Genomic DNA, 12,334 nt, shown 5'->3' with positions numbered 1-12,334 from the left:
CACGCAAAACAAAATGGACGCTAGTTTTGGGGCTGGGGACACAACCAACATAAGGAAGTTCAATGCCAGCGCAATGGAATGAATACTATCAGAAGATTTTAAGCCAACCTCACCGCCCAAACGTAGAAAATGCCCTAACCCGACTTAAGATAGAAGGCAAAGTCGCTCTCGATATTGGCTGCGGAATAGGTCGAGACAGCCACTTTCTCCTCAAACAAGGATTTAAGGTTCACGCATGTGATAGCAATGAAGATGCAGTAAAAACTTGTTTAACACGCTTTGAAGGTAATAAGCGATTTTCGGTTTCGCAGTGCTGTTTTACTGAATTTAATTACCCTCAGTGCAGCTTGGTTATCGCAAATGCCAGTTTGTTCTTTTGCCCTGACACAGGCTTCAAACAAGTCTGGACAAAAATAGACAGCGCATTACAACCGGGCGGTATCTTCTGCGGCGATTTCTTGGGAGTGAAAGACTCGTGGGTTACCTCCGAAATGCATCCAAACATTACCGCATTAACAAAAAAGGAAGTGGAAAGCTTATTCGAGGGTTACGACCTCATTTCATTGCATGAAAGAGATGAAGACGGGACCACTGTAGTAGGAAGCCAAAAACATTGGCATATGTTTAGTGTGACCGCTCGAAAGCGCTAAAAATGGTCCCTCAATAAAGAAAGCAGCACTTCAAATCAGTGCTGCTATCAGAGATTAATTGACGGGATACACCACTTCAAAACGCTCTAAAACCAGCGTACGTTTCTCATGCCAATCGATGTTCAACTCATCGCATTCAGCTTTAAAAAATGCAGTATGTGCATCACGCCACCAGTTTAAGGTTCTATCACCTTCGCCTTCTGCGAAGGCAAACTCTGCGGTTACATCCTCATATTTGCATGTACTTACGTCAGTAATTCGTATCACGCAAACAGGGTCCCCATCCCAATTCGTCACTACTTGTAAATGACCGACTTGGGGCATGGTTTCACCATGCTCTCGATACCAAAGCTCCAAACTGCACGATGCAGTTTTCTGTCCAATACGAACCAAATCTGCGCATACATTCGCGTTGTATTCATCGGCACAATAATAGTCAGCACTGACTGATGGTACAGCTTCCCTTTGTTCTGGTGATAATAATTCTAGGAATTGTTCTAAGTAATCCTTAGCTCGCGCGTCCATGCTCACTCCATTAATCATAAATTCGCAAGGAGGATAAAAGATATCACAACAAATAACCACCAGGAACAAGCTGAAAAACAACAAGAATATGACTTCTACGTAGACGACTGTTATTTCTTTTGTAATAACTTTGCTAAACGTTTGTGCTATTTGCTATTGTTGCATGGTCTATCTGTACTCTTCTCGTGAAAGGACGTTATATGCGCTTATTTATTGGTATTTTTTTCTCGCTGATACTTGCCTTGCCAACAATGGCATCGGAGGAAAAGTATTCAGAATCGGATCTGTTAGATAGACCATTAATGGAACGCTATATTTTAGATGAACTAAAAGCGCTGCGTCAGGACTATCAAAGCCTAGAAAAGCGAATGATCACAGAGATCACCGATCGCGAGCTAACGGTCGCAGATAAATCGTTGAACTATGCCAACGTGACCGTTACATACTTCTTCTACATCATTGCTGGTGTCGCATCGCTGATTGCCTTTGTCGGATGGCAATCTCTGCGTGAGTTTAAACACAACACCAAAGAGATGGCTGATAAACGATTGGAGAAGATCGCCCAAGAATACGAGAAAAAGTTTGTCGCCCTTGAGCGAGATTTAAAACGCAAAACTCGCATTATCAGTGAAAACAACAAAGAGATCGAGAAAATCAACGAGATCCATAACTTATGGCTACGTGCACAAAGCTCTCAAACTCCAGAACAACGTATTGAAATCTATGATGAAATCTTATTAATTCGTCCAGGTGATTTAGAAGCGTTGACTTACAAAGCCGACGCAGCGATGGAAATCAACGAATACCATTGGGCACTTAGCATTTGTAACCGCGTACTTGAAGTCGATTACACCAACGGCCCTGCACTGTATCAACGCGCGTGTGCATACTCTCGCCTTGGTATCGAAGAGCAAGCTATTGAAGACTTGGAACGCGCAATTGAATACAGCCCATCCATTCGTGATTTACTTGCCGAAGAACGAGACCTCGAATTGCTGCACGGTAATGAGCGTTTTGAAAAGCTCTTACATCTAGCAAGCGAATAATGGAATAAACAGCATGAGCAGCCACTTTAATCTAGAAGACGCTAGCCAAGTATTGGTTGGCGCTTTTGCCCTAGCAGTCCCGATCTCATTTTCGGAGGAAGCGTGGCGATTGGGTGAGAGCCTACCAATGGCAAACTTGCTCATGCTGTTAAGTCTTTCTGTCATTTTCCTCAGTTTTTTCGCGTATCAAAGCGTGTTTCAAAGCCACATCAAGAATCGCGTATCCATCTTTATTTTTCGTGTGGTTATCGCGTACCTCATTGCGGCCGTTGTGGTAGCGTTAGTTCTTTTCTGTCTTGATAAACTGCCACTCATGAATGAGCCTTTGGTTGCGATAAAACGCGTTATCGTCATCACAATGCCTGCTTCGATGGGCGCGATCGTAGTCGACAGTTTCGACAAAGAATAGAGATAATCGCTACTCTTCTTCTAACGTTAAGTTCGACCCCGAGTGGTCTTTCCCTAATACATCTTCTGGGTTTCGCAGTGCGCAGGTTTCTAACGACAAGCACCCGCAGCCAATGCATCCGCCTAAATCGTTTTGCAACGCTTTAAGTTTTTGAATCTTTTGTTCTAACTGTTCATGCCAATGGCTTGCCATTTCTTCCCATTGCGCTTTGTTAGGGGCTTGGTGTTTCGGCAGTTCATCTAACGCATGTTTAATTTCTTCTAACGACAACCCAACTTGCTGCGCTGCTTTGATCACCGCAACACGGCGCAACACACTACGATGGTAGCGACGCTGATTACCTTGATTTCTCCAGCTCGAAATCAGTCCTTTTTGCTCGTAAAAATGTAGGGCAGATACTTTCACTCCAGAACGTTTTGCCACTTCTCCTACGCTGATTTCCATCCTTGACTCCCTGTGTATCAATTTTGTTAAAAAAATGCTTTACCTCAAGTTTACTTGAGGTTTTAAAGTTACACCATCTCAATTAACGCTAAACCCCGGCGATCTCAAGATAATGTGTTCAGCGCGAACGACTTGGTTGTTAAACACAAGACAGTTGGACATCAACCTTTTGAAATCCATCGGGAGTTAGAGGCAAACATAATGAAAAATAAAACTCAGCCGTACTTAGCTGGCCGCTTCTTCGACAGCATTTCCTCTGGCTTATTCATGATGGCGCTGCCATGGGTCATGCTTTCCGAACCTAACATGGGCACTTTCGTAGCTTTAGTTTCTCTGAGCTGCACCGCGATTTCTTTTCTAGCAACGCCTTTCTTTTCCACTTTAATTGACCGACATTCACGCAAAGTACTACTCGTGCTCAATCAATGGATTCAATCGGGTATGGCTTTGGTGGTGTTCATTGCTTATTGGTTAGGGTTTGAGTCACACTGGTTGCTGGCTTTTGCGCAATTGGTGTATTGGGTTTCGAGTAATTTTGCATGGACGACCAACAATGCCTTCACCCAAGAAAATTATCAGCACCATGAGTATGCGAAAATTTCGGGTCAGCAAGAAATTGTAATGCAATCCACGACCCTCGGAGCTGGCGCGTTGGGTATTGTTTTGCTTGAAATGTGGGGTATGAAAGAGTTTGCTTTGTTTGCGGCCAGCGCCTCTGCGTTAGCAGCGATGTTCTATATTCTGACGCCTTATACCCAACAATTAAGGGCATCAAAATCCGTTGCTTTCATCGCGCAACTCAAAGAGAGCAAACAAATATTCCGTCTCGAACCCCGATTTTATGGCTTTATTCTGCTCTCTTGCCTCTCTTATCCTGCATTGACGTATTTGAGCAAACTGGTGCCGATTTGGTTTTCTGAACAAGGCATCTCTGGCGATTGGTTTGCAGGGTTCAACATCAGTTTTGGCCTCGGCTCGTTGCTAACCGGCTTTATTGTCACCAAAGTGCTAAGCCGTGCCTCCCATAGCCACATTATGTTCGCTTCGATGGTTATGGTCTCTTTTGCGCTTATCGGGATGAGTTTTGCGATGAGCCCGCTGACCATCTTATTGTTTACGGCGCTGTTTGGCGTATTTAACGCGCTAAATCGCATTGCGAGAGTCAACTGGATGCATCACACCGTAGCGGTTCATCAACGAGGTCGCGTCGATGGCGGCATCAGCATGTTTGCCACCACCATTCAATCTCTCAGTTACGTCCTGATTGCAATATTGAGTCATTACGAACTAACACAATACGGTTTTGCAATCGCGGCTGCTGTCATGGTGTTAGCAGTGATTTTGATGGGATTACTCAGTCGAGACGTCGAGCCGTTTAACGACCTACCCCTTCATGCAGCAGCAAAGTGAAGCATAGAAATTGAGAAGTTGAGAAATTGAAAAAGCGAGATAGGAAGGCAACCAACATCGTCTTCCTATTTTTTACGCCAGCACTTTTACCTCTATCGCTTATCAGCAAGGTTGGGTATTCTGAGGTGACCAACATGAGCAGAGGGAAATCGCAGTGAACTTAAGGCAATTAGAAGTCTTTTACGCCATTATGCAAGCAGGAACGGTGTCAGACGCGGCTCGCTTACTGCACGTTTCCCAACCTAATGTCACTCGAGTTCTCGCCCATACAGAACAACAACTGAGCTTCGCTTTATTTGAGCGTGTAAAGGGCCGTCTCGTTCCAACTCAAGAAGCCAAAGCCTTATTGCCAGAGGCTGAAAAAGTCTATCAACAACTCGGACAATTTCGCTCTCTGACCAACAAAGTCAAACAGGGAACTCAACATTTACGAGTCGGTGCTCCGCCTGTTTTGGCCGCACACTTGTTAGCGCCGACTGTCGCGTTGCTGTCGAAAGAGCACGGCATCTCCTTTGAGCTCTCAACGGCTAATCGCGATGAGCTGTGCTCAGGTTTACTGAAACATGAACTGGATGTCGCCATTGCGTTCGGTGAAGAAACGCCACCAGCGATCATGGGACACATGTTATTAAAAGAAAACTTGGCGCTAATTGCCCCTAAAAGCGCAGCGATACCCACAGAAAAAACCGTCACTTTAGAAGAACTCATCAGTCACGATTTACCCATTATCGGTTTAGATAGCCGAGACCCTCTGGGCTTGCTGTTACATCAAACCTTGTCAGCGCGTGACGAGCATTATCAACATGCCATTACCGTCCGCAGCTACTCCGCGGCGGCTGAACTGGTGAAAAACGAAGCAGGATTCGCGATTGTAGACCCTTGGACTGCAAAACAATATCGCCAAGATAATGCCGTTTCCGTGCATGCTTTGGAGCCAAATATGTCCTTCTCCGTCTCTATTTTATTCGCAGAGCACACACCTCAATCCATTGCGACAAAGCAATTTATCACCGCCCTAAAACAACAGATGGGTTAAAGGTATAACCTGAAGTTATACCTGCCTAACAAATAAGCATTCGGTTTCCTAAATCAGTCTGGCTACATTAATGAGCAATAACGATGACGAAGGGAACCATCATGCAAATTGCTCAACCTTACCTACTCTTTCTTGGCGATGTAACCGATCCACTCGCAGCAAAAACCGCGCGTGGCATATACCAATGGCGACCTGAGATTTGTCTTGGCCAAATCCGCCTGACGCCAGAAACCGTATCGCTTGGTTTAACCGACATGACACTACAACAAGCGCAGCAGCAAGGAGCAAAAACGCTGGTGCTCGGCACGGCAAATCCAGGAGGCGTCATTCCCGAAGCTTGGCAAGCAACCTTACTTGAAGCGGCAGAGATGGGATTTGAAATTGCATCGGGCATGCACCAACGTTTGGCGGAACTTTCTCCTCTTGCCGATCTAGAACAACGCGGATTAACCAAACTGTATGATGTTCGCCATTATGATGCCCCGCTCAAGGTCGGCAATGGCAAAGCTCGCGCAGGCAAGCGAGTACTTACTGTAGGAACAGATTGCTCCGTTGGCAAAATGTACTCTGCCCTCGCCATTGAGCACACATTAAAGCGTAAAAACTGTCGCGCAGAGTTCAAAGCAACGGGTCAAACTGGAATTCTCATCGCAGGCAGTGGCATTTCAATTGATGCCGTAGTTGCCGATTTTATCTCCGGCGCAGTAGAAACGATCAGCCCTGAGTTCACCGATCACGATTGGGACATCATCGAAGGGCAAGGTTCGTTATTTAACCCTTCGTTTGCTGGCGTAAGTTTGGGCTTACTTCACGGCGCACAAGCTGACGCTCTGATACTGTGCCATGAGATTGGTCGCCCGCACATCCGCAACTTACCACATGCGAGCTTGCCAACCATTGAACAAACGATAGAAGCGAATCTGGCCGCTGCTCGCCTAACAAATCCAAACGCTCAATTAGTGGGTATTTGCTTAAACACTTCGGCGCTCAGCGAAGAAGATGCTGCCCAGTTATGCCAGGATTGGAGCGACAAATACCAAGTGCCCGTCACCGACCCTGTACGTTTTGGCGTTGATGCGGTTGCAGATAGGCTCCTTACGATTTAAGAAACATTTACGGTTTAGAAAATAACTGCGGTTTAGGGAAAACTAGTGAGATGAAAATTCATGTAGAACCTGTCACGATTGCCATGGCGACACCATTTCGCATCTCTCGCGGCAGTCGGACAGAGTGCCACGTAGTCCGAGTGACAATTGAACATCGAGGCATGACCGCCCAAGGTGAATGCACGCCATACCCTCGTTATGGTGAATCGGTTGAATCGGTGATTAAGGCGATTTCTCACGCCGCACATGAACTGCAAAGTTTGTATGCCAAAGGCGAAGCTGATGTCATGGTTCTCAAAAGCCAGCTTCAATCGTTATTGCCCACGGGGGCGGCAAGAAATGCATTGGATTGCGCCCTTTGGCATCTTCACGCGCTTTTGAGCCACAAGCAACAGGTTCACGACCTCTTTACGTTACCAGAGGCGATTGTGACGGCGATGACGGTTTCTATCGACACGCCGCAAGCGATGGCAAAACAGGCACAAGCTTACCTTAGCCAAGGCGCAAAACTGCTTAAGGTAAAACTGGATGGTGAACACGTGCTTGAGCGCGTTGCAGCAGTACGCGATGCTGCGCCGCACGCGCAAATTGTTTTAGATGCGAATGAAGCGTGGCAAGGCCTCGACCTCGCGACGGTATTTGCTCAACTCGAACCGCTAGACATCACCATGATCGAACAACCGTTGCCACAAGACTGCGATGACGTACTCGCCAGCATTCCGCACCCCATTCCACTTTGCGCCGATGAAAGTTGTCACACCAGAGAGCAATTACATCAGCTGGTTGGAAAATATGAAATGGTGAATATTAAGCTAGATAAAACTGGCGGGCTCACTGAAGCACTATTATTAGCCGACGACGCCCAAAAACTCGGTTTTAGCCTCATGTCCGGTTGTATGTTGGGGACGTCGCTTGCGATGCGTGCTGCCTTACCCATTGCTGCTCAGGCAAGCGTTGTCGATCTTGATGGCCCGGTGTTGCTCGGACAAGATGTAACGCCAAGCTTGGTTTATCGCGACGGCGAAATCGTTCTTTCCAAATAGCCTAAACAATCCAGAGGTTTTGCTCCAAAAGTCAGAACCTCTGAGTTTATGATCTCGATTAAAAAACAATCAGCCCCATCATGAAATAAGTCACATAAATTATATGGTTATTGAGGCATGCTAAGATTCCAGTAGTCCAAGAAGGTGGTCTTATGTATCGAGTCATCCGGAAAATGACGTGGAAAACGAATAGGCGGTAATCCCGCCCTACTCCAATGCAGTGCGTGGGTTTCTATAACAACCCACTTCCTAGCAATTCGTAGGTTTTTCACGCCATCTTGCAAGGAGGCTTTATGCCTATCAATAAAATACGCAATATCGCTTTTGTCGGTCAAACCGGGACCGGTAAAACCACACTGATAGAAAAACTGCTCTTCACCTGCGATGCCACCCACCATTTAGGCAGCGTAGAAAAAGGCGATACTGTTACCGACTTCGACCCTCAGTCCATCCAATATCAACACAGTATTGAAGCAACGCCAGTCGCACTGCGCAGGAATAAACACCGGCTCAATATCATCGACACTCCGGGACAAAACGAGTTACTTGGCCGTACGATCAGCGTTTTTCCCGCCGTTGAAACATCCGCCCTTGTCATCGACCCTCAAACGCCACTAAACCAAACTTCCGATCGCTTATTCACCTTTGCTAAAGAGCAACAAAAATGTCAGATGATCATCATCAATAAGCTCGATAACCACGGTAATCAGTTAGAAAGATTGATGGAGAACATCGTTGAGCATTTTGGGGACCACTGCTTGCCGATCAACTTACCTTCGGCTGACGGGGAATCTGTAGTTGACTGCTATTTCGAACCAGAATTGGGACGAGAAACCTTACTTGCAACGGTAGATGAAGCTCATGAGACCTTAATTGACCAAGTCATCGAAGTCGATGAAGAACTGATGGAACTGTATCTGGAACAAGGCTCTGAACTCACCGCAGAGCAACTGCATGATCCGTTTGAAGAAGCACTGAGAACTGGACATGTGATTCCGGTCTGTTTTGTCTCAGCACAAACCGGCGCGGGCGTCGAGCTGCTGCTACGCACCTTGGCGGAGATCATGCCCATGCCAAACGAGGGTAACCCTCCTCTACTGGAAAAGAACAGCAAAAAAATCAAAGTAAATTGCGAAACCTTAGAGCACACCGTCGCGCACGTGTACAAAGTCAGCGTCGACCCATACATGGGAAAACTTGCCTACTTACGTGTGTATCAGGGTGAAATCAATGCGGGCAGCCAGCTTTATATTGGCGAAAGCAACAAAGCATTTAAAGTTGGGCACTTATATCAACTGCAGGGCAAAGATAGAACCGAGATCCCTCGCGCGCTTGCAGGCGACTTCTGCGTTTTAGCCAAAGTGGATGATCTCGAATTCGATTCAATCGTTCATGACTCTCACGAAGAAGATGGAGTTCAACTCAAAACGTTGGACCTTCCTGACTCCATGTATTCTTTGTGCTTGAAGCCTCTTAAGCGTGGAGATGAGCAAAAATTAGGAGATGTGCTGAATAAAATTGCCAGTGAAGATCCTTCGCTGCGCATCGAACATCGCGCTCGCACCAACGAAACCATCATCAGCGGCCAAGGGGAGTTTCACCTCAAAGTCGCATTAGAAAAGATGGCGAACGTGTACAAACTGGACGTCGAAACCTGCCAACCAAGCGTCGAATACTTTGAAACCATCACCAAACCTGCCGAAGGGCATTATCGACACAAAAAACAAAGTGGCGGTGCAGGCCAATTTGGTGAAGTGCAATTGAAGGTTCGTCCACTCGAACGTGGTGCCGGATTTAAGTTCATCAACAAAGTGGTGGGTGGCGCCATTCCAACCGCGCTCATTCCTGCTGTAGAAAAAGGTATTTTGCAAGCGTTAGAGGAAGGCGCGATTTCTGGCAACCCAATTAAGGATGTGGAAGTCACCGTTTATGACGGTAAATATCACTCCGTCGATTCGAAAGAAATTGCGTTTGTCATCGCAGGTAAGAAAGCCTTTTTAGATGCGATTAACAACGCAGATCCTATTGTGCTAGAACCCATTGTCCAGATGGAACTGCACATCCCAACCGCGAACGTTGGCGATGTTTCTGGAGATTTATCTGGAAACCGAGGCTTAATCGAAGGCACCGAGCCAATCGACAGCAGCTTCACCTTACTCAGAGCCAAGTCACCTGTAAACGAGCTGCAAGATTACGCTCGTCGATTACGCTCTATCACTGGTGGTGAAGGCAGCTTTAGTATGACCTTAAGCCATTACGAGCCTGCGCCACCAGCAGTGCAAAAACAGGTCTGCCAAGGCAGTACACAACAAGGTTAATTCCCTAAGATTCAAATCAATCACATAAACAAAAAAGCGCCCTCATTTTGAGGGCGCTTTTAGGTAAAAGAAAAATTATTTATCGAGAGACAAACCTATCTGACTGATTTTGCTTTCAAACTCTTCGATGCTGTTCGCTTTGTAAGTCGGAGCACCGTTAAAGTAGCGTGGTTTCTCTGGCAGCATCGCATTTTTCAGCTCTTGTTCTTGATCGATATTGTCATGGTAAACCGTTACACGATTTGGAATATCCTGCTTCATTACAGCCATTTTGGTTCTCCTTTATTAAGACGAATAGTAAGCGTAGAACGAATTTATCGGAGTACAGGCGTAACTGTGTAAAATTTAGACACCAACGACAAAATCATATTTAAACAGTTGCATTTAATATTTTTGAGGCACTTTGTCGTGGCTATTGGCAAACGTGAGTGCAGCGATTAAGGTGAGCTCTCTCTACATGAAGACAGGAAGTCCGGTGTCGCAGCAAGAACTCAACCAAATGGGCAGTGCCTAAGTTTTTCTCATCGAAAAAGATGGCGTCCAAGTAATAGAAAAACGTAACCCTACTCAAATAGAAGTCGCGTTTTATCAACGCTATGCCGAACAGTTTAACGCGCTTGGAATACACGTACCGCGCTTGATTCAATTCGACGACCAGAAAAACGTTCTGCACATTGAATACGTTCCCCACGCAGTCGAGCAAGCATTCTTACTTGAAGATGATCGAGTCATTGAACAACTCGTCAAACTGCACCAACTTCCACCAACATCAGATGGTGTTTATCACCGCCACCAGTGGACACCACAAGCGACTCAACAAGCACTCACTACACTTAAGCTGGGCTCAGAGACAGAACAGTTCTTCCACCAGCTACAACAACGATCGGCGCACCTTTTTGATAGGCGGAACTTGATCTCCGGAGACACCAATGCAGGAAACTGGGGACAGCGCGAAAATGGCGAGCTGGTGCTGTTCGACTGGGAGCGCTTTTCTACAGGGCATGTCGCGATAGATTTAGCGCCGCTCATCGAGGGCATGGGCACATTTGATGATTACTTGAACGTAGCAGACAAATATATAAAGTGCGCAGAGAGAGGTGAAACAACAGAATTGGCGCGCGATATCGGACTAGCAAAAGCGTGGATCGTTGTCGAGGTAGTCAACATACTGGTCTCCAGAGAGAATCCGCAGACCAGCAAATATTTGGACTGGTTTCGGCAAACCTTGCCGCAATGGGCCAAAAGCCTTAGTGCTCAGGTGATGAGTTAGGCTCTGAGATTTGATATAAACGCCTTTCAGGTTCTGCGCATGAGGTTTCGCAGTTGCATACTTTATCAACACCGACGTTGTTTAAACCGCCGCAACTTCCTTGAATACGCTTGTTATGAAAAATGACGCCAAGTGACATCAACAAAATGATTGCGAGAAAACCAAGAAAGGTAAATAACCAAACCATGTTAACCTGCCTTATTAGCCATCGACTCTAGCTTAAGTATAGCAGGGCTAGATGTTGCTTTGAGTAGCGCTTTAGGTCTTGCCAACAAGGAGGTTTTTGATTTTTGGCCACCACAACCACAGGAGCCGCAGCCGCCTTTTTGTTTGTGAACACTTTTCTTATGATTGTTTGATGGGCGTCCTTGAGAGGGCTCAATCAAAGGCTCTCTTGGAACCGCAAGCACATCTTCCAATGAACTACGAGTAGACAGCCTAAATACTGGCGTGCCACTGCTAAGTAGCTTTGCCAATACACGTTCACCAATATTTCGCACAAGAACAGCATCCACATTGTACCCTTGTAGAGACTGAATCAACTGAGACTTCGCATTACAACCCGCTTGTGGCATAGAAGCAATGTTCGCTAAGTTTTTTAGCATACCGTCAGTATCAGAATAAATAGCGATGTATGGTGCTTTTACAAAGTGGTTTGCCACCCGCTCACCATCATTAGGAATAGCATAAATCATAAGTTTGACTCCTCATTCGGAAAAACTAATGCATGACCTTCAACTAAACTTTTTGCGACTTTCAATCTTGCACTTTTTACTGTGTTACCAAAAGTTTGTCTAGAAACGCCCATCTGCTCCGCAGCTTGCTGCTGGCTAAGCCCCTCTAAGTCGGCTAAACGTAGCGCTTCTAACTCTTCTGGTAATATGGCGACTTGCTCCAACTGATTAAATGGAATGCCATTGGGCTTAAAGCAGTGGTGAGCCGCACGTCCGCATATTCGTCTTTCTATCTTTGGTCTTGCCATCATTGTCCCTCAAAAACACAGAGTCAAATTACGCCTTAAACTGGCATATGCCAATAACATTTTTAGCATATGCCAATAAACTAAGTTTGCAAAAA

General features: G+C 46.0%; 15 protein-coding genes. 9 read left to right on the top strand and 6 right to left on the bottom strand.

Translation table 11 applies throughout. From position 1 onward, the window contains the following. Positions 1–62: 62 nt before the first annotated feature. Positions 63–650, top strand: a complete 588-nt coding sequence (locus R7Q09_RS05630; protein WP_318070585.1) for a class I SAM-dependent methyltransferase — start codon at positions 63–65, stop codon at positions 648–650. A 54-nt stretch (positions 651–704) separates the two neighbouring features. Here the strand turns inward: R7Q09_RS05630 and R7Q09_RS05625 are convergent, their stop codons facing one another. After that, positions 705–1,175 (bottom strand): ASCH domain-containing protein, encoded by a 471-nt coding sequence (locus R7Q09_RS05625; RefSeq protein ID WP_005373887.1) that lies wholly within the window; start codon positions 1,173–1,175, stop codon positions 705–707. Between the two features lie 200 nt (positions 1,176–1,375). Between R7Q09_RS05625 and R7Q09_RS05620 the strand changes: the two genes are divergently transcribed. Beyond that, entirely contained in the window at positions 1,376–2,221 is an 846-nt protein-coding gene (locus R7Q09_RS05620; RefSeq protein ID WP_005373890.1) for a tetratricopeptide repeat protein, read from the top strand. A 13-nt stretch (positions 2,222–2,234) separates the two neighbouring features. Then, complete coding sequence (locus R7Q09_RS05615) at positions 2,235–2,630, top strand: DUF2391 family protein (RefSeq protein ID WP_005373896.1); 396 nt, start codon at positions 2,235–2,237, stop codon at positions 2,628–2,630. Positions 2,631–2,639: 9 nt separating this feature from the next. Here R7Q09_RS05615 and soxR read toward each other — a convergent pair whose 3' ends face one another. Further along, positions 2,640–3,074, bottom strand: a complete 435-nt coding sequence (gene soxR, locus R7Q09_RS05610) for a redox-sensitive transcriptional activator SoxR (RefSeq protein ID WP_005373898.1) — start codon at positions 3,072–3,074, stop codon at positions 2,640–2,642. Between the two features lie 201 nt (positions 3,075–3,275). Between soxR and R7Q09_RS05605 the strand changes: the two genes are divergently transcribed. The 5 genes from R7Q09_RS05605 to fusA all read left to right on the top strand — a co-directional run bounded on the left by R7Q09_RS05605 (position 3,276) and on the right by fusA (position 9,987). Continuing rightward, complete coding sequence (locus R7Q09_RS05605) at positions 3,276–4,484, top strand: MFS transporter (protein WP_062731075.1); 1,209 nt, start codon at positions 3,276–3,278, stop codon at positions 4,482–4,484. Between the two features lie 154 nt (positions 4,485–4,638). Beyond that, positions 4,639–5,520 (top strand): LysR family transcriptional regulator, encoded by an 882-nt coding sequence (locus R7Q09_RS05600; RefSeq protein ID WP_318070584.1) that lies wholly within the window; start codon positions 4,639–4,641, stop codon positions 5,518–5,520. 101 nt (positions 5,521–5,621) lie between these two features. After that, positions 5,622–6,626: an N-acetyltransferase DgcN gene (dgcN, locus tag R7Q09_RS05595; protein WP_005373907.1), complete on the top strand. Its 1,005-nt coding sequence runs from the start codon at positions 5,622–5,624 to the stop codon at positions 6,624–6,626. A 50-nt stretch (positions 6,627–6,676) separates the two neighbouring features. Next, positions 6,677–7,669, top strand: coding sequence for an N-acetyl-D-Glu racemase DgcA (gene dgcA / locus R7Q09_RS05590; protein WP_318070583.1), 993 nt, complete (start codon positions 6,677–6,679; stop codon positions 7,667–7,669). A 293-nt stretch (positions 7,670–7,962) separates the two neighbouring features. Next, positions 7,963–9,987, top strand: a complete 2,025-nt coding sequence (gene fusA / locus R7Q09_RS05585; protein ID WP_318070582.1) for an elongation factor G — start codon at positions 7,963–7,965, stop codon at positions 9,985–9,987. Between the two features lie 75 nt (positions 9,988–10,062). Here the strand turns inward: fusA and R7Q09_RS05580 are convergent, their stop codons facing one another. Next, entirely contained in the window at positions 10,063–10,257 is a 195-nt protein-coding gene (locus R7Q09_RS05580; RefSeq protein ID WP_005373920.1) for a hypothetical protein, read from the bottom strand. A gap of 253 nt (positions 10,258–10,510) precedes the next feature. Between R7Q09_RS05580 and R7Q09_RS05575 the strand changes: the two genes are divergently transcribed. Beyond that, positions 10,511–11,257: a phosphotransferase gene (locus R7Q09_RS05575; protein ID WP_318070631.1), complete on the top strand. Its 747-nt coding sequence runs from the start codon at positions 10,511–10,513 to the stop codon at positions 11,255–11,257. Here the strand turns inward: R7Q09_RS05575 and nqrM are convergent. From nqrM to R7Q09_RS05560, 3 genes are read right to left on the bottom strand one after another with little or no spacing between them, the layout of a single operon-like run. Further along, positions 11,235–11,444, bottom strand: a complete 210-nt coding sequence (gene nqrM / locus R7Q09_RS05570) for a (Na+)-NQR maturation NqrM (protein ID WP_005373922.1) — start codon at positions 11,442–11,444, stop codon at positions 11,235–11,237. The two genes, R7Q09_RS05575 and nqrM, sit on opposite strands and share 23 nt — an antisense overlap. A gap of 1 nt (position 11,445) precedes the next feature. Further along, on the bottom strand, positions 11,446–11,952 hold the full coding sequence (locus tag R7Q09_RS05565) for a NifB/NifX family molybdenum-iron cluster-binding protein (RefSeq protein ID WP_005373923.1): 507 nt from the start codon (positions 11,950–11,952) through the stop codon (positions 11,446–11,448). Then, entirely contained in the window at positions 11,949–12,239 is a 291-nt protein-coding gene (locus tag R7Q09_RS05560) for a DUF134 domain-containing protein (RefSeq protein ID WP_005373924.1), read from the bottom strand. The genes R7Q09_RS05565 and R7Q09_RS05560 overlap by 4 nt, the downstream gene beginning before the upstream one ends. Between the last annotated feature and the right edge of the window lie 95 nt (positions 12,240–12,334).

It is taken from the genome of Vibrio sp. 2130-1 (assembly GCF_033339515.1).
Note: the sequence above shows the minus strand (reverse complement) of the source record. Positions and strands in the feature narration are given on the sequence as shown.